The following is a 24,979-nucleotide window of genomic DNA, read 5'->3' on the forward strand; positions in this document are numbered from 1 at the left end:
TCTGTCTCAAACACCTTCTTTTCGATCTCCAATGGCTGAGCCTATCACCCGGCAAACCCTGTTCCTGTTTTTTGAGGGCCGTGCCACGGCACTGCAACGCAAACTCATCGAAGATTGGCTGAAAGATCCGGCCAACGAAGAGCTTTATTATGCGTCACTGGAAGCATGGGAACGCCAACATCCTCAGTTACCCGATGATACCACAGAGGCTGAAACTCGTTTTTTCACGTACCTGCGCAAACAGAAACCAGCCGAAAAACCCACCCTGTCGCCCGCTTTCAACCCGGTTATTGTCCGCTCGTTCTGGCGAAACGGGTTACTGGCCGCGTCTGTATTTCTGGCACTACTTGCCGGTTTGGGCATTCTGTTTCAGGATACCATTCGCTACCAGCATTACACTACAGACTTCGGCGAAACCCGTTCTCTGCAACTCACTGATGGCAGCCGCGTGACGCTGAACGCCAACTCGGAGCTGAAAGTACCTCGCTGGTTGTACGGCCAGGCCGACCGCGAAGTTTGGCTAACCGGCGAAGCTGAGTTTATGGTGACACATACCGTCGACCATCGCCGGTTTGTCGTCCGAACCCGCTCCGATCTGTCTGTTGATGTACTGGGAACTGTTTTTTCGGTCTATGATCGGGGTACAAAAGCCGCCGTCTCGCTACTGAAAGGAAAAGTTAACGTGCGTTACGGCGCTGCCAACGCCAAACAGCAGGTGATTACGCTCAAACCCGGCAACCAGATAACCCTCAACGAAGGGGGGCATCTGGCCTTAACGCCACGGGTTGATCCTCAGGTAGTCTCTGCCTGGAAAAACCACCAGTTTGTGTTTGATAATTCGACGCTGACGGAAGTACTGCAACTCGTTCAGGAAAACTATGGCGTCACCGTTCGGCTGTCGGATGCCCGTTTCGGACAGAAGCGCGTTTCGGGAACCTTCACGGCCCAAAGTGCCACCGAATTGCTGAGTGTACTCGCTGAAATCTATTCGCTTAAACTACAACCGGATCAAGACGACTTCCTGTTGATTGCTCCAGCCCCAAACCCTTCAAAATCAATTTCCATACAATGAAACGAATCGCTACCTGCCTGTATCTATTGCTGCTGATGGGGATTTTCCCAGCCTTTGCCGGGCCACTAGAGACTGCTGAACAACAACGGCTGTCACCAACCCCGGCCGTATCGGCACCGCGTAAGCTAAAAGATGTACTGCTTGACGTAAAGCAGGTGTTTAAGGTCGATCTGCTTTTCGATGAAGAGTTGGTCAATGGGTTGGTCAGCACGGTGATTGTCCAAAAATCTGGCCGGGTTGAAAACGTACTCGATCTGGTTTTGCCGCCAGTCGGGCTACGCTATCGCAAGGTGAAAGCAAAGGCGTATATCATTTTATCGCAGTCGGCTGATAAAACGGCAAATCCTTCAGCGAAGGAAAACGGGCTTCGGGAGACATCCATACGTTCGATGTCGGCCGGCCTTGAACCCACCAGCGGCCTGACACCAACAACGCTTACGTCAGCTCCGTCGAAAATCGCCAAGCTAGTTATGGGCGTCGTAACTGATACCGAATCGGGAGAAGGGCTTCCGGGGGTAACGGTGCTCATCAAAGGGAAAAGCACGGGTGCCGTGACCGATGCCAAAGGGAAGTACTCGATATCGGCAGACGATACTGATGTGCTGGTGTTCAGCTATGTGGGTTATCTGGCAAGCGAGGAAAAAGTAGGCAATCGGACTCAGGTCAACGTCAACTTAGCGCCCGACACGAAATCACTCAACGAAGTTGTCGTTGTTGGCTACGGAACCCAGAAGCGTCAGGATGTAACGGGGTCAATATCCTCGGTGTCGGAAGCAGAGATAAAAAAACTGGTGCTTACTTCCGCCGATCAGGCATTGCAGGGCCGGGCAGCCGGGGTACAAATGACCCAGACCTCTTCGGCGCCCGGTGGCAATACATCGGTCAGAATCCGGGGTGGTAATTCGCTGAGCGCCGGTAATGAGCCGTTATATGTCATCGACGGCTTCCCGGTTTACAACGACAATAGCCAATACACGACAGGGGCGCTGAACAACGGCCAGCCAACCAACGTACTTGCATCGATCAACCCCAGCGATATTGAATCCATCGAGATTCTCAAAGATGCGTCGGCCACGGCTATTTACGGTGCCAGAGGAGCAAACGGGGTCGTGATCATTACCACCAAACGGGGTAAATCAGGGCAATCGAACGTCAGTTTCGACGCCTATTACGGGCTACAGCAGGTCAACAAACAAATTCCGCTCCTGAATGCCACAGATTTTGCAATCGTAGCCAATGAATACCAGCGCAACCTAAACCGGCCCATCCCGTACCCTGACCCTCAGTCGTACGGCCAGGGTACCGACTGGCAGAAAGCTTCGTTCCGGGTGGCTCCGATTCAAAACTACCAGATTGGCTTCAATGGTGGCGACGCCAAGACCCAGTACGCCATTTCGGGTAACTATTTCCGCCAGGAAGGCATCATCCTTGGCTCTGATTTACAGCGGGGGTCAATTCGCGTTAACCTCGACCGGCACATTAGCGACAAATTTAAAATCGGTACCAGCTTCAATGCCTCGCGGACAACGAATCAGCAGATTACGTCTGACACCGATGTGAACAGTAACTCGACGCAGGGGTCTGTCTCGTCACTCATCACAACGCCCCCCACATCGCCGGTGTATGATCAGAACGGCAACTATAGCCGATTCTTCGACGCCAACGGGAACTTCGTGATTAACCCGATCGCCCGCCTGCTGGAAGTGACGAACCAGTCGAAAACCAGCCGGATACTTGGTAATTTCTTTGCCGACTACCAGATTCTGAATGGCCTGTCAGCCCGTGTCAGCATTGGGGCCGATCAGATTTCGATCAAAGAAGATTATTACCTCCCTGCCTCCATTCAGGATGTAAACGTAGACGCCGTAGCAAGGCAGGGCTTTATCCAGAGTTTCAGCTGGTTGAACGAGAATACGCTTACCTACCAGCGCACGTTTGCCCAGAAACATGCCTTCACCGGCCTGCTGGGCTTTACCCGTCAGGCGTTCACCCGGGAGTCGGCGCGGGCTGGCGCACAGCGATTTGTTAATGATATCCTGGGCGATAACTCGCTGGGTAGTGGTGCCCTGACCTTGCCGGCTCAATCGGCACGGACCGACTGGGCGCTGGAGTCGTACATTGGCCGGGTGAACTACGGTTTTCAGGACCGGTTTCTAGTAACGCTGACGGGCCGGATCGATGGGTCGTCCCGCTTTGGTGCCGACAATAAATACAGCTTCTTCCCCTCTGGCTCAGTAGCCTGGCGGCTGTCAGAAGAGAAATTCGTCAAGCCGCTGACATTCATCAGCGATCTCAAACTCCGCGTGAGCTACGGCCGGACGGGTAATCAGGAGATTCCTCAGTATCGTAGTCTGGCAGCCCTGGGCAACAGTAATTACCCGGTTGGTGGTGTCATTAACAGCGGTTTAGCGCCGACTCGTATTTCGAACCCTAATCTAAAATGGGAATCAACCGACCAGTTCGACGTGGGTATCGATGCGGCCTTTTTGTCGAACCGAATTCAGTTCACTGCCGACTACTATTATAAGAAAACCATCGACCTCCTGCTCGATGTGGCTATTCCCAACAGTTCCGGCTTTGCCTCCGCCCTCCAGAATGTGGGCAGTACGCAGAACAAAGGGATAGAGATGGCGCTTAACACGGTCAATGTAGACCGTAAGTTCAAGTGGAGAACATCAGCCAATATCACCTTTAACCGGAATAAAGTGCTCAATTTGGGTGGAGACATTGAGCGGCCATCCGGGCAGGCCAGCCCGAGTTCGCAAATTCAAAATTCGGGTATATTGCGTGTCGGTGAGCCCGTCGGGATATTTTACGGGTACGTTAGCGATGGCCTGTTTCAAACGCAGGACCAGATCAAAGCATCAGGCCAACCAGCTGCCTTGCCCGGCGACCGGCGTTACAAGGATATTAACGGCGACGGGTTGCTGAATGCCAATGACCGAACGATTCTGGGCTATGCGCAACCGAAATTCTTTTACGGATTTACCAACAATTTCTCCTATAAAAACTTCGATCTGAGTGTATTCTTCCAGGGTGTACAGGGCAACAGCATCCTGAATCTGAACCTGAGTTCGGAGATAAACAACAGCGTTCCGGAGGCTAAAAACCGCTGGACGCCCACGAATACCAACACCGACGTTCCCAGAACGCCTACCAACGGTAGAGTGGTCGATAAACTGGTTGAAGACGGTTCGTTTTTACGCCTGCGCAACGTGACCTTCGGCTATAACCTGCCCAAGAATGTGTCAACGGCGGCTCATCTGCGCTCGGTACGGCTGTATGTCAGTGCGCAAAACTGGCTGACAGTTACTAAATACACCGGCTACGACCCGGAGGTGAGCGCTTTTGGCCAGGATAACCTGAGCATCGGGGTTGACCGGGGCAGCTACCCGGTTGCCAAGACCTTCACCTTTGGACTCAACATCGGCCTCTAACCTTCACTATACTCATGAAACTGAATCACCTCATTGTCGGCCTGGTACTGGCCCTGTTCATGCCTGGTTTATACGGTTGCAAAAACGATTTCCTGACCGAGCAACCGAAAGATTTTTTATCACCGACCAATTTCTACCAAACGGAAGCCGATGCTACGGCGGCTCTGATTGCGACCTATTCCAGTCTGCGGGCCATTTATAGCCAGAACTTCTATTTCGTGGGCGATTTGCCTTCGGAGCAGACTAATCCGGGAACGGGAAATAACATTGATCGGACCAACATCGACAATTTCCTGTTTGAGCCAACTAATACCATCACGACTGGTATCTGGAATGATAGCTACGTAACCATTAACCGGGCCAATGTGGTGATTGCCCGTTTACCTGGCATTTCGATGAATGCCGACCGTAAGAATGCTATTGTGGCAGAAGCTAAGTTTTTGCGGGCCCTGAGCTATTTCAACTTAGTGCGAATTTACGGTGGCGTTCCGTTGCGCCTTCAGGAAACGGCCTCGCTGGAAGGTCTTGACGTAGCCCGCAGTCCGGTAGCCGATGTCTACGCGCTGATCATTGCAGATCTAAAAGAAGCTGAAGCGGCCCTACCAAACCAGCAGACGGGTGCAACTCTTGGACGGGCCAGCAAAGGAGCCGCTTCTGCACTGTTAGCATACGTCTATCTGACTAAGAAAGACTGGGCCAATGCCGCGGCTAAATCGCAGGAGGTAATTGACAAGGCGAGCACCTATGGCTACTCCCTGTTTACCAACCCAGCAGATATATGGAAGGTTGAAAACAAGAATAAACAGGAGCACATTTTTATGTGTCAGTACCAGGCTGGGGCTGAAGGACTGGGCAGCGCTTATAACCACTTCTTCACATCCCGTTCGGCCAATGCCATTCTGGTGGGCGGAAGTGGCTTTGCGATTCACCTGGTGGAAGATGCTTTCTGGAAATCGTTTACGGCTGGCGATGCTCGTCGTGATGCCTCCATTCTATCCAGCTTTACGGACCCCAAGACCCTCAAGGTGATTAGCTATCCGTCGACGGCACTCGCTGAATTGAGCATTTTTAAATACTACGATCCGGCCCCGTTTACGCGTAGCAACAACAACAATAATTATCCATTGCTGCGCTTTGCGGACGTGTTGCTGATCAATGCCGAAGCGCTTAACGAAAGTGCAGGTCCCAACGCGCAGGCCTACGAAAGTGTGAACAAAATTCGGCGTCGGGCCAAACTGGCGGATCTCACAGCCGGTTTGACCCAGCAACAATTTCGGGATGCTGTGCTTAGGGAGCGCAGTCTTGAATTCTGTTTCGAGAGCAAGCGCTATTTCGATCTGATTCGCACCGAAACGTTGATTCCGGTGATGACAGCCGCGGGCAAAAAGCCGTTGCCCAGGAATCTGTTGTTCCCCATTCCGCAACGGGAAATTGACATTAACAATCTCATTGAGCAGGCTGACCAAAACCCAGGGTATTAATCTATACACTCATTACTGCCAGATGAATCTGGTAACGGCTAGTATCCTATGCTCCATCTTCGTTTGGTAAGGCGCTATCGGTTCCTGTTGCTTTGCCTGTTTGTCGTTGGGTTTGGTGGCCAACTCACGTTGGCGCAGGATATAGTTATACGCGGGAAAGTCCCTGTATACATCCATCCCGACGAACCAGCGCCCGTTCGTCGGGCGGTAACGGATTTGCTCCGGGACCTCAATTCGGTTTTCGGGCAATCCTCAACGATTGTCAGCAACGTACCCAAAACGGGGCCGGTAATCATTGTCGCCACGGGGAATCGGTATAAAGGAAGTAAACCGGCGGTAACGGGTTGGGAAGCGCATCAGGTGTATGCCGACCGGGGGCGGGTAATACTCAATGGGGCCGATATGCGGGGGACGATCTATGCCGTGTACACCTTCAGCGAGCTGATGTTGGGCGTGAAGCCGCTCTGGTTCTGGACCTCAGAGAAACCAGCCCGAAAAGAAACTGCCCGAATGAAGGCCGACTTCCGGAAAGTCGTTGGCTCTCCCTATGTCAAATATCGGGCCTGGTTACCCAACGACACTGATTTTCTGACGCCCTGGCAAAAGCGATCGGCTGAGAATTACGAAGCGTTCTACGAGACGATGTTGCGGCTTAAGCTGAATACGCTTGAAGGCAGCATCGCCGACAAAAGCAGCTTTTCACCCCCATTCCCTGCGGGGAAGGATGCCACCCTCGCCCAGCAGCGGGGGTTGGTGAGTACGGGCCACCACATGCAGATTTTTGGCTCAAACTATTCAAATTGGGCTGATTACTGGCAACAGGTACGGAAGCTGCCGGTACCGGAGATCACCATCGCCAATCGACAAGCCTTGAACGAGTGGTGGGCCTATCACATCGACCTCGCTCAGCGAAATAACGTAGAGGTCATCTGGCTGGTGGGGTTTCGGGGTAACCGGGACATTCCCTTCTGGGAGTTTTTCCCCGATGCACCGGCCGATGCCAAGAGCCGGGCAAGAGTGATTGAAGAGATGGTCCAACTGCAAATCGGCTTACTTAAAGAGAAAGTAAAGGGGCCTACTCCGCCGATGCGCCTTACGCTGTATAACGAAATGTCGAATCTGGTAGCCAGTAAGCTGTTTCAGTTGCCCAACGAGCCGTCGCTGATCCGCAATTTCGTAGCCGCCCGTCGCGACCATTTTCCAGCGCAGGACATACGTACCCACACGTTTTCGGGAGAGCCGGTTGGGTATTACATGAATTTTCAGTTTACCTCCACGGGCTCCCACCTGGCGCAAGCTGAGGGACCCCGTAAAATGGAGCAAAACTACCGGATGGTCGACAGCCTGAGTCGACAGAAGCTGGTTTTCTCTGTAGTGAACGCCGGGAACATGCGCGAACACCTGCTGGAGCTATCGGCTAATGCCGATCTGATGTGGAATTTCAAACCCTTCAACGCAGGTACGTTTCTGACTAATTTCAGTTCAACCTACTACGGCACTGAACTGGGACCTCCAATCGCGCAGCTGTATTCAGATTTCTTCAATTCATACTGGCAGCAGAAAAAAGGCGACATACCGGGTTTTGAACGTCAATATCTGTTTCAGGACATGCGCTACGCCCGGGCAACTGAGACACTTCTCGGCGATATGGAATTGGGTAAATACAACCTTAACCCGTTGGAGAACCATCCGTTAGACAACCCGGATAAAGGCAGCGTTGGCTATTTTCGGGTTGTATCGGCCGACAATGGAGTATCCAATCAGCTTGAAGCCCTGATCAAAGGGACTATGGCAAGCATCGCCAAGCTGGAAGTCATCACGGCCAAAGCTGATGCATTGTATGCCAAACTTCAGGAAGGCAAAAGCTTCTTCGACGATAACCTGCGAGGTCAAGCCTACCTGATGCTGCACCTAAACCGCTCGCTCCAGCACCTCGTACAGGCCTATCAGAGTCGGGACAACCAGCCGCAAAGACGGCAGTTTCTACAGCAAAGTCTGGACGACATGCATCTGGCCCAGCAGCGTCTGAAACAATCTGAGCACGATCAATTTGTGGATTGGTACGCCAGCGACACCAAGTTTGGTATCAACGCCATTGAGCAACGTCTCCGGAATTTACACGCCAAACTGGCTCCGTAACGTGGTTGACTATTTCCTTGGTAAAACATAGCTGGAACGCGGATAAAACGGATGCTTCGCAACGCGGATTTGCACGGATTTTTTGCATCCTGTTTTAAAAAAGAATCATGAAATACGTACTGTTTTTTGTACTCATTATCAGTTTGCTACCGACCACAAACACTACTTGCGTAGGGCAAACGGCGACGAGTCAGGTAAAAAAAGCAATTAGTGCCGGTGATATTATCCGAACAGCCTATAGCGATACGGCCAACATCAACCTCTATCAGGGAAACGGTCGTTTTGGTAGCTCTTATGGTTCATTGGGATTGCATAATAATCCGCACAACCAGACTACGACCAACCGGTATGGCAAGACGCAATACATGCATATCGACCATTGGGTACGTGGCAAATTCAACGCTGATTATTTAGTACCGCTGCTAAAAATTTACTGGCAGGATGAGCCCAAGGCAATCAGGAACTACGTACAGCATCAGGTCTTTTATCAGGGAACGGTAGAGACGCGCTTTGAGACATCGCTGGGGAAACTGTCTGTAGAAACCTGGTTTGATGCAGTTGACAGGGACTTATCGGGAATAGCGATCGATCTCACGGGGCAAACTTCAGCGGTCGTTATTGAGCCGCTTGAATTACTTACTGTACACTACAGTCAGCAGATTGCCCAAAAAGTAGCCCTCGTTCAGCATCAGAATTCTATTGAGATTCAGCTTGACTGCCTGGGTAAAAAGTCATCCGTTTTTCTGTCGACTACCTGCCAGGTTCGCATCAAGGACAATCAACTTGTGCTTACGCTTCGTTCGGGCAAAAATGCCATTCAACTATCTTACAATAAGCCGGTTGACGTCTCACCGGAAACGTCGAAAAACAGATCCGCCCAATGGTGGCAACGTACCTGGACCAACAGCAGCAATTTGATGTTGCCCGACAAGCAGGCACAACGGTTGTGGGTTAGCTCCATGGCACTGATCCTGTCGACGTACAACGAGGATAAAAAGGGGTTCTCTCCGCCGATGGGTTTCACCGGAAACGGCTGGCCTTTCGCCTTTCCACAAGACTTATCGTTTATCCATTCCGTCTTGTTAAAAAGCGGCAACTTACCCATCGCCAAATCGTGGATCGAACACTTTGCTGCTAACATTGAGGGGATGAAAAGTTACACCAGGCGTTTCTACGGCGTCGACGGAATCTGTGCGCCCTGGACGTTTCCGTACGGTTCGTTTGCCGGCTATCACGACCCCGCTACACCTAACAAGTTTTATTTCGAGATTCACAATTCCGGCTATTTGTGTCGCATGGCTTGCGAAACAGATACATACGTGAATGACAGTAATTGGACCAGGAAAAATGTGGTTGAACTCATCAGGCAGACAGCCTTATTTTACCGAAGTATCTCAAAAAAAGGACCTGACGGGTTTTGGCATTTATTCGTAAACCCATCGATGGGGCAGGACGAAAAAGGAGGCTTTAATCAGACAGATTATCTGGATGCGCTGTACAGTGCGAAGTACTGTTTTCAAAAGGCAGTAGAATACAAGCTAGATTCAGATAATGCCTATAAATCAATACTCGCCGATGGTCTTGCTTTCCCTACCTTACTGTCTGGTGACGGGTTTTATCAGGCCAATAAAGGCTTGATAAATGAACCTACAGGTGGCCAAAAACACCCAGTTCAGTTGAATGCCTTGGCTTTCCTGCCGGTGAATGAGCGCGTTACCAGGCCTGATTCGATGGCTTACCAAAAACGGTATTCGATTACACTGGATGCCAACAAGCCGTATTTCTTTGGCTGGACGCTGGGCGAGTTTCTCTTAGCAGGCTCTAGAATGGGTGATGTAAGCGGATGGCAAACCGATTGGGCCAACCTGACCAAATCAGATTATGTTGATGCCGAATGGATTCAGCTTTACGAAACGAGCCGCGCCCACACCGAATCGTTCTATTCCATCACCAATGGCTTAGTGGTTCAATCGTTATTGGCCAACCTGGTCGACGATTGGTTTACGAAGCTGGAAATCGCGAAATGTAATCCCTGGAAAGGCCCTGTTTCCTTTACGAACATTCATTCGGTATTGGGCGTGAGGGTAAACGGTACGATCAACGGAAAAACGGCTAATTTACTGATTATGGCCTGGAAAGATTGCCAGTTCACGCTAGGAGAAAAGCGAATACAACTGAAAAAGGGCGAAGGGGTGACCGCTAAAATCGATCAGGGCAAACTTCAGTAAGTGGACTAGTTGGTTATTTCTTCAGTACGATTACCTTATTGACTAACCATGTAACAGTCAAGTGAGCTTATTATAAAAGTCTCCTGGTCGTACGCGACTGATGGCGTTTGACAGATATTAAAAATTAATGTCTCTAATTTGCCAACTAGAGCTTGTAGAGAAGCCGGGAGTAAATACCAATTTGAGCCTGTAAGAAAAAGGAATGAGCTTATTGTGAAAAGTGATTGACAGAGATCCTTATGACCAATCATTGTCTCGCAAATACGCTCGTTTTTTGAGACAGCATACACGAGTCGCAGCCAGTTGCGTGTAGTTCGAAGAGCTATCCCGCTTACTGAATCCGTCTATGTTAACATAGCTGGCTTTATACAGTGCGTCTCCCTAGAATAGCTTGATAATAATCACGTTAATCTGTCCACAGGTACATTGCACAACAACAAAAAAGCCACTCACTATCAAGTGTTTAGCCTGTCAGCCAGACCCTGCTCAAGCCATTTGCATGAATAGGAGCATCTAACACCCTTCATAGAACCTATTTAAACTATTAGATAAGGGGAAATTAACCCACTTTAGGGTATTGATCTGCCCAACTCCTACTGGAGTAAAAGGTCGTTAAGTATTGCCTGATAATCTAGTAAACCAACAAGCACTTTTTACCTCACATTTGAGTGATAGCATGCCCCGTAAGTCTACCACTAGACTTGCGTATAGCCAAGAACGTACCTCATTAGTCAATGGCATAATGTCCAACTCTAAAACTGTAGCTGTTCGGCCAATCAATAAAGATTAATTATGGACCGTCGATGATAATTATCTGAGTCTATATCTTTAGTGGAGTATACCTAATAACGGGTAGACTTGTACACATCATTTCCTCCAACAATTTATGAATTCTTTACTAAAACCGTTGCTGCTGCTTTGCATCTGCGTAAACCTCTTCTCCTGCCTTGACCACCGGGGTCTCCCTGTAATCAACCCCTACAAGACGCGATTGAAGAGCATTTCATCAGGTACCGATATAACTGAGTTCACCTATGACGGATCAGGGCGTTTGGTGAGAACAGCAATGGGAGGGCAGGTGAATAATGTCAAAATACTTCGAACGAGCTCTGTGATTACCTATGACAATCAGGGACGGCTGGATAAAGAAGTAATCACCGATGAGCCTGGTGTCATCTCTGGATTAGCATTCACCTATCAATATCAGTATGACGCCATGGGGCGCATAAAGACCATATCGCACAGTAGCGGAGCTACCTCAAATGGCGAATCTATCACGACCTTCCTTTACGATTCCCAAAATCGGGTCTCTAGTCAAATCTCTGAATCTTACGCCAATGGCAGTTTATCGTCGACCAACACGTATATATATGAGTTTGACGCTAGGAATAACATCACAACTGTTGTACAAACCTTAATTGACGCCCGTAGGCCAACTCCACCCGTTTCGTCTCGGAGAAAAGCTACTTATGTCTATGACCAGGGAGCTAATCCGTACTATAGCATACCAAGTGTAGTGTATCGACTCTTCGGAGGGGGAGGGGCTAGTAACAGTCCTAACAATTTTGTTCTTGATACATACTCGATATCCGATCAACTTACCGGCCCCTACCCTTCGGATGCTTACACCGAAACTTATGTGACAACCAACACCTACCAGGATGGCCTTCTAGTGGAGAGATATTTACGCGGTCAAACTACACGGTTCGTGTACGAAAATTATTAGTAAGGGGATGGGCCATACCCCAAAGCTGCACGAAATTTAGGGTATGGCTGGCTAACGAGTTTGTCAATTAGCTCCGCAGTTGCGGTAAGTAAGCCGCATGCCTCAAAAACGCTTGAACAGGCGAACACACTGTAGACTCTTTTACGGACGAGAAAACCTAGCCTGAGGGATGTCATCGGCTATATCTCGGAATAGTTCATTAACATAACAATTCGTCCATAACCCATCCAGGGATAGTGCAAATTTCGTGTGTTCAGCAGGTTATGTGAAACGTCGCAGTCACTTGACAATCAGGAAGCGAGTAGTTAAACACCCATCGTGTGGATCACTAACTCAATCAGAGACTGAAAAGGAGATGCTGATTGTGAGCGGGTATTTTAAGGCACTGCTTGTTTCAACAACTGTCAACTACTAGCCGTAGCATACGCTCCCTCAAAACACCAGTATCAGCTTTAACAAGTTATCGTAATTAAGCGATAGAGGGGGCGTTTTTTGAGCTGCTAAGCCAGCCTGCTTACTCCTCGACAATCTAAAGTTACCTCCTTGAGATAAATAGGCAATTAAGCATAACTTTGGCTTCGCTTAAGGATGATATCAGGTGCCCTTCTCCGATCAACATGAGTAAACAGCAGCTCGCTGAGCCTACTGATTCAGCCCCTAGCCATCAGCTTGGAGACAACTCGCAAGGCTTGGACCAGTTACACCAAGAAGACGGCCAACCCTTTGAAACGATAGACACTGGCTTTGCCCTTTGTCAAGCCATTCGGGATCAAACCGGAAAAATGGTCGATTGCCGATTCCTGGAGCTGAACTCGGCGTTTGAAAAAATCACCGGTATCAGTCCTGTAGAGGCCGTTGGTAAAGCCGCTCGGGATGTATTTACGGGTCTTGAGCCAGCATGGTTTGATACCTACCAGCAGGTCATGAATAGCGGGCAAACGATTCGCGTTGAGCAGTTCATTCCTGGGTTGGACTGCCGGTTGGAACTGACAGCCTTTTTTTATGGGAATGACCAGTTTGCGGTCCAATACAACGACATCACCGCCCGCCGACAGGCCTTGGAATCCCAGCAACAAAGTAAAACCCGCCTACAACTGGCCCTGGATGTGGCTCAACTAGGTACCTGGAGTTGGAACCTGCTCACCAATGAGGGGTACTTGGATGCCCGGGGAGCTGAGCTTATTGGGCTGGCCCCCGGTTATCTAGCCAATGTCGCCCAGGCCCAGATGGCCAGTATTCATCCCGACGATTTGACCCGCACGGAAGCCGACGTACTGGCCGGTATCGCTGAAGGAGTACCCTTTGGCCTTAGTTATCGGGTCATCCATCCGGATCAAAGCGTCCATCATATTCGCTCCCGTTTCCATGTGGTAGCCGACCGGACGGGACGCCCCGTGGAGCTGATGGGAACAAACCTGGACGTAACGGCTGAATATGAGATGACAACAGCGCTACGTCAGAGCCAGGAGAAACAGGCCTTTTTACTCGCCCTAAGTGATGCGCTTCATGCCTTAGCGGATTCGATTGAGATCGAAACGACCGCCGTCCGGTTGCTGGAGAAATACCTGGTTAATACCCAGGTCCAGTTTGGCCAGATGATTGGGCAAGAGATGGTCATGCACCGAGGCCATGGCAGCCATCAGCCAGTAGGGGTGGATGTGTTTCGCTTGATGACCTTTGGGGTAAAACCGGCTGCTTCTTACCAGGCCGGTCAGGTGCAGGTGGTTGCCGATGTGGCCCTGGATCCCGTCCATACGTTGGCCGAACAAGCGGTATGGCTAGGCGCTCAAATTAAAGCTTACATCGCTGTTCCGCTGGTTAAGCAACAGCGGTGGGTCGCCACCCTGACGGTATATAGTAGTCAGGCTCGCTCCTGGAGGCCGTATGAAGTGGAACTGGTTCAGGAAACGGCGGAACGCACCTGGATGGCCCTGGAACGGGCCCGCGCTGAGCATGCCCTAAGCCAAAGCGAGGAGCAGCTTCGGCAGTTGTCAGCGAATTTGGAAAGTCAGGTGCAACAGCGCACAGGCGAGTTGGCGGCGGCTAACCACGAAATGGCGATTAAGAACCAGGCCTTAGCCGAAGCCAATGGCCTGCTGGTTCGCTCGAATGCCAACCTGCAAACCTTTGCCTACATCGCCAGCCACGATTTACAAGAACCCTTGCGCAAAATTCAGCAGTTTGGTGATCTTTTGAAAACGGATTATACGGATTCAACCAGCCAAGCATTCATATATCTGGAGCGGATGCAGACGGCGGCCTCTCGGATGTCGACGCTGATTCGGGACTTGCTGAATTACTCGCGTATTTCCAACCAGCGGGACGAGAGTGCCCCCGTCTCGCTGCAGACTATTGTCGCCACCGTGCTCAATACATTGGACTGGACGATTCAGCAAACTGGCGCTCAGATTCAGGTGGGGCCGCTACCTACGCTACCTGGTGATGCCTCCCAACTAGGCCAGCTGTTCCAGAATCTGCTGAGTAACGCGCTTAAGTTTCGTCAGGCCGATACCCCCCCCCTCATTCGGGTTTGGGCGCAACAAGTGGAATCTGTCGACTTACCGGCTGGGGTGAATCCCAGCCGTGTGGCGATCCACTACCACCGGATCGATGTGATGGACAATGGGGTGGGTTTCGACGCTAAATATTTGGATCGCATCTTCCAGGTCTTTCAGCGCCTGCACGGCAAAAACGAGTTTGCCGGCACAGGTATCGGGCTGGCCATTTGTGAGAAGGTGGTGACCAATCACGGGGGGGCTATCACGGCCACGAGCCAGCTCGGTCAGGGAGCCATATTTAGTGTTTACTTACCCGGCTAGGATCGCTGGGTTAAAAGGGGATTTTGGTGATTTGGTCGGAGGCTTTTTAGGAGGTACGCTTCAAACGATACTTCTCGACTAAAGCGCTGGCATGAGACAGTAAGATCACTGTTTGTTTGCTTCTTTCGCTGAACGTTTGGGTAAGGGGCATCGCTTACTGACAATCAACTACTAGCCGTAGCCTACACTAGTTAATCCTTCCGTTTTGCCGGGTAGCCATCCTTTCAGCCCATACACTCGGTAATTAGACTTCCGTCAATCCAGGCCAGTGAAGCCTACCCGCCCCCTTACCTGTCTTGCTTCATGGGTAGGTCTTGGCCTTACTAGCCGTGAACCAGCTAGGTTTAAATTCCAAGAGCGCTGGTCGTAGATGAACCGTAGGTAATAACTAGTATGTAACCGGTTTATGGACGACTAAACCGGTTTTGAATCGGTTAGCCAACGGCTATAAACAGACTGAGAAGCGTTTTCTGTTCGATGCGCACAGGACCCAACCGGCTGTCTACTGCTTAAGCTCGCGTCAAATCGATAGGTTGTTGGCTAGCAGAGCTGTTTTGGTGTGTACGTTTTGGAGCGAGCTAATCCATTTTAGATGGGTCTGTAGACATTCAGATTTTATTAATCTGAAGAGCGTTGAATCTGTCAAGCTATTTCAGAGATATACAGTTTTATAGATCCTATAAATTCTCTTTAAACGCTTCTTTAGAGAGTGATCCGAGTAAGCAGTTAAACATACAAAATGTTGCTTCAGCACCCCACAAATGCTTACTCAAGAATTTACTTGGCAATTAGACTGTATCGCGAAGAAAGCTAAGTTTGACGGGTTCTTAAAGTTATGCCTTTTTGAGCCAAGCCAAGGATAACAACTTTGTGTGGGTTTGGTTATCTCATTGACAAGAGGCATTGTAGCCTAAGGTGTAGGAGTCGCATGGGCGTACGTTGAAACGCCTACGCCCATCTGACTATATACTGCTTTGTACGATACTTCGCTACATAGATGAAGACTCAACAGAAGGACGATCACTCAGACAAAAGCTTTTTTGCAAACGCATGGATTGTATTGCGTGATGCAGGCAATAGCTTTATGGACGACCGGGGCTTGAAACTAAGCGCCGCTCTGGCATACTATACTATCTTTTCGCTGGCTCCGCTTCTCGTGCTCATCATGTCGCTGGCTAGCATTTTTCTGGGTGAAGAGGCGATTCAGGGCGAGATTTTCAAACAGATCAACGGGCTGGTTGGTAACGAAGCAGCCAAACAGATTCAGGATATGATCAAGAATGTGGGGCTGTCTGGGAAAACAAACACGGCCCTGTTTATCAGCATAGGTACGTTACTGATTGGTGCCACTTCCATATTCGTTGAGATTCAGGATTCCATCAACCTGATCTGGCGGGTTAAGGCCAAACCTGAAAAAGGCTGGCTGAAACTTATCAAAGATCGCTTGCTGTCGTCATCGCTTATCGTGAGCCTCGGGTTCTTGCTACTAGTGTCGCTGTTAGTCAATGGCCTTATAATGGCACTTGGGGCGCAACTGGGCCGTTTCTTGCCCGGCCTTAGCGTGTACCTCATTAGTGGCATCAACTTTATGATCAGTACAACCGTCATTACGGTGCTATTTGCGGTAATTTTTAAAGTGCTGCCCGATGCTAAAATTGGCTGGAAAGATGTGCGGTGGGGTTCTTTATTTACCGCTCTGCTGTTTATGCTGGGGCGATACGTGATTGGCCTATACATCGATACCACCGGTACGAGTTCAGCATATGGTGCGGCGGGTTCGCTGATTGTGGTGCTGACCTGGATTTATTACACCGCTGCTATTCTCTACTTTGGGGCCGAATTCACGCAGGCGTATGCCAACCATTTTGGTATACGGATAGAACCTGCTGAGCATGCCGTTTACGTAGAGCAAACCGAGCGGGAGCGAGACGTGAAAACGATTCCACTGGACCAGAAGGTAGAGCAGGCGAGTCAGTAACTGGTAACGCCGCCTCTAAGTTGGGTACTACAGGCCATTCGTCGTATTTTTCGGAATGCAACTGCCCCCCAAAACTGTAAAAGTCGGCGTCGTTCAGGCTACGCCCGCTCTCTTTGAGCTCCAGAAAAGCGTCGATTTAGTTTTGTCCTGGATTGAAAAAGGAGTCGAAGAAGGTTGTCAGTTGTTGCTTTTTCCGGAGACATTTATCCCCTGCTACCCCCGTGGCTTACGATTCGACGCCGTAATTGGGCGACGTTCGGATAAAGGACGGGCCATGTGGCTCGACTATTGGACTAACAGTATAGAGGTTGGGTCGCCCGAAATGCAGCGGATCAGCGAAGCCATCAAAAAGGCGGGTCTGTTCGTTGGCCTGGGTGTAACCGAGCGTGAATCCGTTGGTGGCTCACTGCATTGCAGCCTTCTCTATTTTGGTAAGGATGGTACGTTGCTGGGCAAACACCGCAAGCTGAAACCGACCGGCCTCGAACGGTTCATCTGGGGCCAGAGCGACGGCGATTCACTGGTCAGCTTCGATACGGAACTGGGTACGTTGGGCGGGCTCATTTGTTGGGAAAACTATATGCCGCTTGCCCGAACGGCCATGTACCAGAAGGGTGTAGAGATTTATCTGGCTCCCACTGCCGATGCCCGTCCGGCCTGGCAATCGACAATGCAACATGTGGCATTGGAAGGCCGTTGCTTTGTATTGTCCAGCAATCAATATGTGACAAAAGCGCACTACCCCGAGCGTTACCAGGCCGAATTGGTGGATGAACCCAAAGTGATGAGCCGGGGTGGGAGTGTGATCATCTCGCCGATGGGCGATATTCTAGCTGGCCCACTGTGGGATCAGGAAGGGCTATTAACGGCCGAGCTGAATTTTGAAGACCTGATAAAAAGCAAGCTGGATTTTGATTGCGTAGGGCATTATGCGCGCCCTGACGTGTTTCAGCTAGCCGTGGTTAATCAGCCCGAAACGGTTAAGGTGTAGCGTCGGACGAGATGTTTGTGAACCTATGATCTGTTATTGATGGGTGTATCCAGCTATTTTTGCGGGTACGTTGCTGTAATAAGCCTGCTCTAATGGCTACGGCAACGGAATTTTGTCAACGCATATACCTATGAACCGTATTTCGTCAATTTATTTAGCTGCCTGTTTTTTGCTAGCCACGGCTGCCTATACGCCAACGTTTGCCTGGAATAAAGCCACGCACATGGCAACGGGGGCCATTGCCTACCAGGAAATGCAGGCTTCGTCGCCGAAAGAGCTGGCGCGGGTAGTGGCTATTCTTCGTCAGCATCCCGAGTACCAGCAGCGCTGGGCGTCGAAACTAAACGACGCCAGCCTGTCTGAGGATGATCGGAACCTGTACCTGTTTATGCTGGCTGCCCGTTGGGCCGATGATGTACGAGGCAATGCCTACGACCATCCGACCTGGCATTACATCAATTACGTATACGCACCGAAAGAGGGGATAGCCCGTACCGACACGACCCTGGCAACGGGCGAAACTATTCTACAGGCTTTTGAGCAAAACAAGCAGGTGCTACGGAGTAACGCACCTGATAGCGCCAAAGCAATCGCCCTGTGCTGGTTATTTCACCTGACCGGCGATGTGCACCAGCCGTTGCACGCTACGGCGCTGGTTGACAGTCAGTTTCCAACTGGTGATCGGGGTGGTAACCTATTTAAAATAAAAGTGATGATGAGCAGCCAGACCATCAACCTGCACTCCTTCTGGGATGGTATGCTTCTGGGCGAAGATGATTTCCAGTCGGCCCGGAATCTGGCGGTACTGGCCCGCCAGACAGTGAGTCGCGATCGATTACCTCAACTGGGAAAAACAGACGTTGCCAGTTGGTCGAAAGAGAGTTTTCAGCTGGCACAGGACAATGCCTACCGAAGCAACACACTCACCGCCGGTACCGATCAGGAGGGGACCGTGCTGCCTGCCGACTACGTAGCCACGGTAAAACCCATTGCCCAGCGTCAGGTAGCGTTGGCTGGTTACCGGCTTGCCGATGAACTAACTGCCGACCTGAGCCGGTGATTAGAGTGGGCGAGGACCAGTGGCTTAGGTACGTTTATTTACGTTTCTGCTTACGAATGACCAGTTCGCGGTACCCAAATGCAGGGTCAGGCTCTCGGGTGTAAAGCAGGTCAGGCAGTATGCCAATGACGATCTCAGCGGTGGTGTATATTTTGTTACCAGTCATGAGGTGGCCGCCAATAGTACGCCCTGTTGAGTCGGACACAGAAAGGTGAACATGGCTGCCTTTGGTGGATAGGGTACCTACAAGCGACACAATTTCAAAATGCCCCAGGTACGTGGCGGCCTTCTCCTGATTCGCCAGCCGTAGGGAGGCATCGGTCAGGCTACCCACGCAGGTAAGCACCAGACCGGCGGCAATGCGCTGATCACGAACAACTTTGTCGAGTTCTTCCTTCAAGTCCTGACCGGGGCGTAACCGAAAGGAGTAAGTAATCATCGGTGATCGTTCGCCGATGGCAGGGCTTTGCTGGGCGTTGGTGTCGGGTATCATGAACAATTGGCTGACGAGCGAAAACAATAAAAGAAAGCGCATCCGGGTTATTAGTTGTGTGATTGACTTGAGGTATGCGAAAATACACCCTTCCTGCCATTGTAGCCGCTCTTCTACTGACTGGCACTACGGCACTGACTCCCCATTTACAACCGAACTCGGTTAGCCTGATTACCGCCGCACCTCAGGAGTACGAGGTGATTGATACGTATGCACGACGGACACCAGAGGCGTATACGAAGAGTTTGAAATCCCTGAGTGAGTACCTGACAGCCCCCGCTCGGTCAGACCTGGCTAAAGCCCGGTCGATCTACGCCTGGATTGTGTCGCATGTACGATACGACGGAGGCGTGTACACGGGTGGGCATTATACATCGGAAGTGCAGTACGCCACCAGGATTTTGCAAAGTCGGCGCGCGGTCTGTTCGGGCTTTGCGTTGCTGTATAAGCACTTGCTCACCCAGGCAGGCGTAGAGAACACCACGGTGAAGGGCTACGCCCGCTACACCGATTCGCAGGCGGGTGTACCAACCGGTGGCGTCGACCACGAGTGGAATGCGGTAAAGCTGGATGGGGACTGGTATCTGGTCGACATCACTTGGGCCAGCACTACGGCTCAAAAAGGACAGGGTAACGACTTTTACTTCCTGACCGACCCACAAGCGTTTATTTCTCAGCACTTTCCGACCGACTCGCGCTGGCAGTTGTTGTCGCGGGCGGTTAGTAAACCGGATTTCGACCGCTTTCCAAAGTACTATGATGCTTACTTCAACCTTGGCTTTAGTCCTTATTTTCCGAAGCAAGGGCTGCTTCGTGCCAATGGAGGTGTAACGCTGAACCTGACCAATGAAGAAAACGTAGAGTTCTGGTGTGCTGCCGGAAGCCGGGGCGGGTCGTCGCATTCGCAGGTGCCACACAGTGTCAGCCGGTCGGGTGACACTTACCAACTGAATGTTACGCTACCCCGCCGTGGCACCCAGACCTTGTATGTATTTGCTAAACAGAAATCGGGGAAAACGGAACGCTACAAGCAGTACGCAGCCATTGCTTCATTTACAGTGATGTAATAGGTACAGCTGGCCAGGCTAAAAACGAAAACTGATTACCAACTCATTAATAGGCAAAAAGCCGGATCGTTTGACCCGGCTTTTCGCATTACTATAGATTATCGATTACTCTACCGACGACGTCTTGCTGGTGCAGGCGGCGTGATCAGTTTCTGATACTGCTGAGGAGTCAGCGGCTTAAGATCAGTTATCGAGTAGGTGTTGTCGCTGATGATCGTGTTGAACTGACCAACTACACGCTCTGGCTGACCGTTGCATGGGAGTTGCGTTACACTAAACACAGCGCGGAAGTACTGTACTTGTGGGCGTACCCGACGGTTCTTGAAGCGGATAGCGCGGCCACTTTCGATCTGCGACTTCTCCTGCTGTAGCGTACGTGCCAGGTCGCCAGGCAGTTCGTTCAGATTCAGAATCAGCGTAGTCGTATCGAACTCGAACGGCTGACTAGCCAGGCGACGGTTCAGCGTACGGTAGCGCAGACGAGTCGTTGTGTCGCCAACCGACGTAATCTGACCGTTACAGTAGCAGACATTCGCTACTTCACGTGTATACGGGTTGCGGTAGTACACTTCCAGACGCTCCAGCTTGTGACGGTACTCGCAAGGACCGGCTAGTGGGTTCGTTGGCACACGTGGGCCATCCAGTACGGCAAAGCTCGACGTAGCCACTTCACTCATACAATCGCCGCAAGGCGCAGTCTGGTGGTTGTGAACCGTTACGTAGTAGAAACCACGGGTTGGCTTACCATTCTGCAGGTATTGCGATGGGAATGTCAGCGTCGTGTCTTTCGTATCAACAACCTGAGCGATCACCTGATCGCCAGCAGGCGTACCTGTTGTGGTAGCCGTGTCGGCACGGTAATACAGGCGAGCTGTAAACGTTTCATTACGTGCGTTAGGCGTTGTGCTTTTCCAGCTAATTGAAGGAGCAGACACGTTATCAGGAATGCTGTCAGCAAGTAACGTCAGACCGTTGAGTGGCGTATTGCGGAAGCTCAGCGTCAGCGCTGGGATAGAGTCGCAAGTAGGGCAGAACGTTGGTGCTTTTGGGATCAGACGTTTCTGAATGAACCCTTTCCGTACGGCAACACCGGCTGAGAAACCACCGTGTAAACGCTGGAAATCAAAGAAGTTGTTGGCTAGTGCCGGTGTGGTATTACCACCATCGATGATCAGGTAATCAAGCTTGGTATAATACCCCTGCGCCTGAACGCCTAAGTGCCAGTTGTTGCGCAGTGGGAAGAAGATACCTAATGACGCGTTGGCACCAAGGTGCATCAACTTGTTGCTTGGTTCAACGATTCGAATCACCTGCTCAACGGCAGGAGCTGGGCCTGAAGGGGCTGTTGCACCAAGGAAAGCTGACTCGGTCCGGTAGAGACCACCGCGAACGGCGGCTTCGATAAACGTACCTGTAGTGATCGGGTTTCTACGACGACCGATTTCCCACGACAGAACAGGACCAATTGTTAAGAAGAAGTCTTCCTGTGGTTTGTTGCGGAGAGATACCCGGTCAGCCGGGATGCCACGAATACCTGCCAGGTTGACAAAATCGGATTTCCAGACATCCCGAGTATAGAAGTTCTGGTAGCCTAATGCTGCGCTAAGACCTAATTTGAGCTTACGCTCAGGCCGAGAGAAGAAATAGTCTGCATTGAACGTTGTGTTAATACCTGTACCGTTATACAGGGAATTGTCACGCTTGTTTGGACCAAACGTGGCGTCGAAGCTACCGCAATACGCGAAAGCCGGACCAATAAAGGCACCGATGCGCCAGGGCGAGATACGGCGTACCAGGGCAAACGTTTGAAGAGTTGTGTCGCAATCTTCCAGTTCAGTCAGGTTGGCGTACTGATTTTTGAAACTGGCCCGCTGGACAGTGTCTGTGTAACCCTTTTTCCCGAGATCGAAGATTCTCTCACGCGGAGCATAGCGGTCTGTGGCCTGGTTACGGCGCACAGTGTCGGCTTGCTGTGCATAGGTGGACGCCGTACCCGCATAGAGGAACGCAACGCCCGCCATAAGTCGGATAAGTCTGTGCATACGTACAGTTTATTTTTGTTTCGTTGGCAAAATACAACTACACTAACTTAAATCAAGGTTTACTTACCGAAAGATTTTAGGCAACGGTCTGATTGTTAAGCTGCTTTTGACCCATAACCGTATCCATAATGAACTGGTAATGGGCTGTATAGATGCTCTACTACAAGGCATTATATTTTTTTGCAAACTTACCTAAACAATAGCCCTTCTAATTGGCTTTCCTGCCTGCCAGCCAAACTACGCTGGTAACCCGCAAAACAGTATGGAGCCCGGCAACGTACCAATAAGGGTCTGGCGAAGCGTAAACCCGGCAAATAGGCTTGAGAAGATAAGCCCCGGCAAAAGTCACGCCATTTTTTGGGGCACCCTGCGAGCAGAAATATACGCTGATTGAGGTGCATATCTGTCTCATACCCAATTTAGTTTGAACTTACTGAGCGTGGGGTTCAGGCTAGCTGCTTTCTCAACTGCCACATTCGGCGATAAACAGGCTTCATTTGCTCGAAAGGTAATACCGTTTCGCCCACCTGCTCGAACCCCCGTTTCCGATAAAAAGCCATCGACTCGTGACTGCTGTCCATGGCGTGGAGCCAGACATAACGTCTATGTAACTGACGGGCAACGGCCTCAGCGTGGTTGATGAGTAACGTACCTATTCCCTGGCTAGCGGCTTCACGCAACAGGTAGATGCGTTCAATTTCAAGGCCGCCTGCTTCCTGAGTGGCGGGCAATGCCTTGTCCAGGTTCAGTTTTAGATAGCCAATGCGCCGACTATCCCAGACGGCCCAAAAGTAGCGCACCGATGGATCGTCCAGTTCCGACCTGAGTTTCGATGAATTGTAGGCGTAGTCGAGGTACCAGGCCCCGGCATCGTCCCAGAGATACGTGAAGTACTGCGGGTAGATACGATGAATTAACGCAGATAAGTCGACTGCCTGAGTGGGGTACACAGGTTCAATGCGTAATGAATCGGATTGGGACATGACACAAAGGTCCTTATTCGTGCAAAACAAATTCGAATTAGGGGAGTTTTTTCGGTAGTACACTCTGTTGACTATCTATCAAAAGAAGTGTGATTGCTGCTCATAACGTTATGAAAATCAGTTGTTTTGTATTTTGTGTAGGATTAATTATCTTATTTTCTGTCCGCACTCACGGTCAGACGCCTCCCGACTTGCAGGGGAAATCAGTTTACCTCACCGATTGCATACAGTATGCACTGGCTAACAATCCGGCGATCCGTCAACGCCTGATCGATCAGGAGGTGGCCGACCGGACGGTGAAAAGTGCGCTGGCGGCCTGGTATCCGCAGCTCAATAGCAGCTATAACCTGCTTCATTACCTGAAACTACCCGTCACGCTCATTCCTGATGCGACAACGGGCGAACGACGTCCGGTGGCATTGGGAGCGCAAAATACGTCGACTGTTTCCTTTTCACTCAGTCAGAGTTTATTCAATCGGGACGTGCTTCTCGCAAGCCGCACGGCCGATACCTACCGATTACAGGCTGCTCAGACAACGGTTAATGATAAGATCGATGTAACCGTAAATGTTAGTAAGGCGTTCTATGATGTCATTCTGACCCAGCGGCAGATCGAGATTCTGAATGAAGACATCGGCCGACTGCAACGCAGCCTGCAGGATGCCAACAATCAATATCAGAGTGGTGTCGTTGACCGGACCGATCCGCAACGGGCCAAAATTGCGCTGAACAATACCCTGGCGCAACGAAAACAGTATCAGGAACTGGTAGGCGCAAAAGCACAGGTGCTGAAGCAACTGATGGGGTATCCACCCACCTCGCAGCTGACCCTGACTTACGATACACTTCAACTGGCGAACGACGTACTCCTGGACACCACGCTGCTTGCCAATCCAAAAGCGCGTATCGAGTACAAGCTGCTGGAAACGCAGGGACAGTTACTGGAGGCCAACGTACGCTACAACCGCTGGTCGTATTTGCCCACGGTGAATGCCAACGCCAATTACAATTTGCTGTATCAGAACAACGTATTTCCCCAATTATACAACCAGAGCTTTCCTAACTCGCTCATTGGCCTGTCAGTTATTTTTCCAATTTTTCAGGGAGGGCGGCGTATTCAGCAAACGCGCCTTGCCGAGTTGCAGGTAAAACGATTGCAATGGGATCTGGTTGGCCTGACCAGCGCGGTCGATGCCGAATATGCACAGGCGCTGGCTACCTATAAAGGTAATCTGGCTACGTATGAAGCCCTGCGCGAGAATCAGACCCTGGCCCAGGATGTGTACCGTATTGTCGACTTGCAATACCGGTCGGGTATCCGAACGTACCTAGACGTAACCATTGCGCAGGCTGATTTGCAAACCGCCCGGCTGAATGTGTTCAACGCGCTATATTCCGTCATCATCAGTAAGCTGGATGTGCAGCGCGCGCTTGGCCAAATCACCTACTAAGTCCACAAATTC

The 24,979-nt window shown here is 50.8% G+C and carries 14 protein-coding genes; 11 read left to right on the plus strand and 3 right to left on the minus strand.

The window, feature by feature from the left end:
• Window positions 1-31: 31 nt before the first annotated feature.
• The 9 genes from F7231_RS03385 (at window position 32) to F7231_RS03425 (ending at window position 18,931) form a co-directional block, all read left to right on the plus strand.
• Complete coding sequence (locus F7231_RS03385) at window positions 32-1,072, plus strand: FecR family protein (protein ID WP_166690889.1); 1,041 nt, start codon at window positions 32-34, stop codon at window positions 1,070-1,072.
• The gene (locus F7231_RS03390; RefSeq protein WP_166690890.1) at window positions 1,069-4,509 is read left to right on the plus strand and encodes a SusC/RagA family TonB-linked outer membrane protein; all 3,441 of its coding nucleotides are present in this window, start codon (window positions 1,069-1,071) and stop codon (window positions 4,507-4,509) included. Before F7231_RS03385 ends, F7231_RS03390 begins: the two co-directional genes overlap by 4 nt.
• A 14-nt stretch (window positions 4,510-4,523) precedes the next feature.
• On the plus strand, window positions 4,524-5,990 hold the full coding sequence (locus F7231_RS03395; protein ID WP_166690891.1) for a RagB/SusD family nutrient uptake outer membrane protein: 1,467 nt from the start codon (window positions 4,524-4,526) through the stop codon (window positions 5,988-5,990).
• A gap of 48 nt (window positions 5,991-6,038) precedes the next feature.
• Complete coding sequence (locus F7231_RS03400; protein ID WP_166690892.1) at window positions 6,039-8,129, plus strand: glycosyl hydrolase 115 family protein; 2,091 nt, start codon at window positions 6,039-6,041, stop codon at window positions 8,127-8,129.
• A gap of 107 nt (window positions 8,130-8,236) precedes the next feature.
• Entirely contained in the window at window positions 8,237-10,357 is a 2,121-nt protein-coding gene (locus F7231_RS03405) for a hypothetical protein (RefSeq protein WP_166690893.1), read from the plus strand.
• 2,415 nt (window positions 10,358-12,772) lie between these two features.
• Window positions 12,773-14,902 (plus strand): ATP-binding protein, encoded by a 2,130-nt coding sequence (locus F7231_RS03410; protein ID WP_166690894.1) that lies wholly within the window; start codon window positions 12,773-12,775, stop codon window positions 14,900-14,902.
• A gap of 997 nt (window positions 14,903-15,899) precedes the next feature.
• The gene (locus F7231_RS03415) at window positions 15,900-16,880 is read left to right on the plus strand and encodes a YihY/virulence factor BrkB family protein (protein ID WP_085414687.1); all 981 of its coding nucleotides are present in this window, start codon (window positions 15,900-15,902) and stop codon (window positions 16,878-16,880) included.
• A 55-nt stretch (window positions 16,881-16,935) separates the two neighbouring features.
• Window positions 16,936-17,871, plus strand: coding sequence for a carbon-nitrogen hydrolase family protein (locus F7231_RS03420; RefSeq protein ID WP_208295517.1), 936 nt, complete (start codon window positions 16,936-16,938; stop codon window positions 17,869-17,871).
• A 130-nt stretch (window positions 17,872-18,001) separates the two neighbouring features.
• Entirely contained in the window at window positions 18,002-18,931 is a 930-nt protein-coding gene (locus F7231_RS03425; RefSeq protein ID WP_166690895.1) for a S1/P1 nuclease, read from the plus strand.
• A 34-nt stretch (window positions 18,932-18,965) separates the two neighbouring features.
• Here F7231_RS03425 and F7231_RS03430 read toward each other — a convergent pair whose 3' ends face one another.
• Window positions 18,966-19,466: a PPC domain-containing DNA-binding protein gene (locus F7231_RS03430; RefSeq protein WP_166690896.1), complete on the minus strand. Its 501-nt coding sequence runs from the start codon at window positions 19,464-19,466 to the stop codon at window positions 18,966-18,968.
• 32 nt (window positions 19,467-19,498) lie between these two features.
• On the opposite strand from F7231_RS03430, the gene F7231_RS03435 reads away from it, so the two are divergent.
• On the plus strand, window positions 19,499-20,491 hold the full coding sequence (locus tag F7231_RS03435) for a transglutaminase domain-containing protein (protein ID WP_166690897.1): 993 nt from the start codon (window positions 19,499-19,501) through the stop codon (window positions 20,489-20,491).
• A 110-nt stretch (window positions 20,492-20,601) separates the two neighbouring features.
• On the opposite strand, the gene F7231_RS03440 is transcribed toward F7231_RS03435, so the two are convergent.
• The gene (locus tag F7231_RS03440) at window positions 20,602-22,533 is read right to left on the minus strand and encodes a hypothetical protein (protein ID WP_166690898.1); all 1,932 of its coding nucleotides are present in this window, start codon (window positions 22,531-22,533) and stop codon (window positions 20,602-20,604) included.
• Window positions 22,534-22,979: 446 nt separating this feature from the next.
• On the minus strand, window positions 22,980-23,516 hold the full coding sequence (locus F7231_RS03445) for a GNAT family N-acetyltransferase (RefSeq protein WP_166690899.1): 537 nt from the start codon (window positions 23,514-23,516) through the stop codon (window positions 22,980-22,982).
• Window positions 23,517-23,626: 110 nt separating this feature from the next.
• On the opposite strand from F7231_RS03445, the gene F7231_RS03450 reads away from it, so the two are divergent.
• Window positions 23,627-24,967: a TolC family protein gene (locus tag F7231_RS03450; RefSeq protein WP_166690900.1), complete on the plus strand. Its 1,341-nt coding sequence runs from the start codon at window positions 23,627-23,629 to the stop codon at window positions 24,965-24,967.
• Window positions 24,968-24,979 lie beyond the last annotated feature (12 nt).

The sequence above is a fragment of the Fibrivirga algicola genome (assembly GCF_011742925.1).
Lineage (GTDB): Bacteria > Bacteroidota > Bacteroidia > Cytophagales > Spirosomataceae > Fibrella > Fibrella algicola.

Excerpts from the sequence above, each read along its gene's own strand:
- F7231_RS03420 (WP_208295517.1), top strand. The coding sequence starts at position 16,936 with ATGCAACTGCCCCCCAAAACTGTAAAAGTCGGCGTCGTTCAGGCTACG.
- F7231_RS03390 (WP_166690890.1), top strand. The coding sequence starts at position 1,069 with ATGAAACGAATCGCTACCTGCCTGTATCTATTGCTGCTGATGGGGATT.
- F7231_RS03430 (WP_166690896.1), bottom strand. The coding sequence starts at position 19,466 with ATGCGCTTTCTTTTATTGTTTTCGCTCGTCAGCCAATTGTTCATGATA.
- F7231_RS03450 (WP_166690900.1), top strand. The coding sequence starts at position 23,627 with ATGAAAATCAGTTGTTTTGTATTTTGTGTAGGATTAATTATCTTATTT.
- F7231_RS03415 (WP_085414687.1), top strand. The coding sequence starts at position 15,900 with ATGAAGACTCAACAGAAGGACGATCACTCAGACAAAAGCTTTTTTGCA.
- F7231_RS03435 (WP_166690897.1), top strand. The coding sequence starts at position 19,499 with ATGCGAAAATACACCCTTCCTGCCATTGTAGCCGCTCTTCTACTGACT.
- F7231_RS03425 (WP_166690895.1), top strand. The coding sequence starts at position 18,002 with ATGAACCGTATTTCGTCAATTTATTTAGCTGCCTGTTTTTTGCTAGCC.
- F7231_RS03405 (WP_166690893.1), top strand. The coding sequence starts at position 8,237 with ATGAAATACGTACTGTTTTTTGTACTCATTATCAGTTTGCTACCGACC.
- F7231_RS03445 (WP_166690899.1), bottom strand. The coding sequence starts at position 23,516 with ATGTCCCAATCCGATTCATTACGCATTGAACCTGTGTACCCCACTCAG.
- F7231_RS03385 (WP_166690889.1), top strand. The coding sequence starts at position 32 with ATGGCTGAGCCTATCACCCGGCAAACCCTGTTCCTGTTTTTTGAGGGC.
- F7231_RS03395 (WP_166690891.1), top strand. The coding sequence starts at position 4,524 with ATGAAACTGAATCACCTCATTGTCGGCCTGGTACTGGCCCTGTTCATG.
- F7231_RS03400 (WP_166690892.1), top strand. The coding sequence starts at position 6,039 with ATGCTCCATCTTCGTTTGGTAAGGCGCTATCGGTTCCTGTTGCTTTGC.
- F7231_RS03440 (WP_166690898.1), bottom strand. The coding sequence starts at position 22,533 with ATGCACAGACTTATCCGACTTATGGCGGGCGTTGCGTTCCTCTATGCG.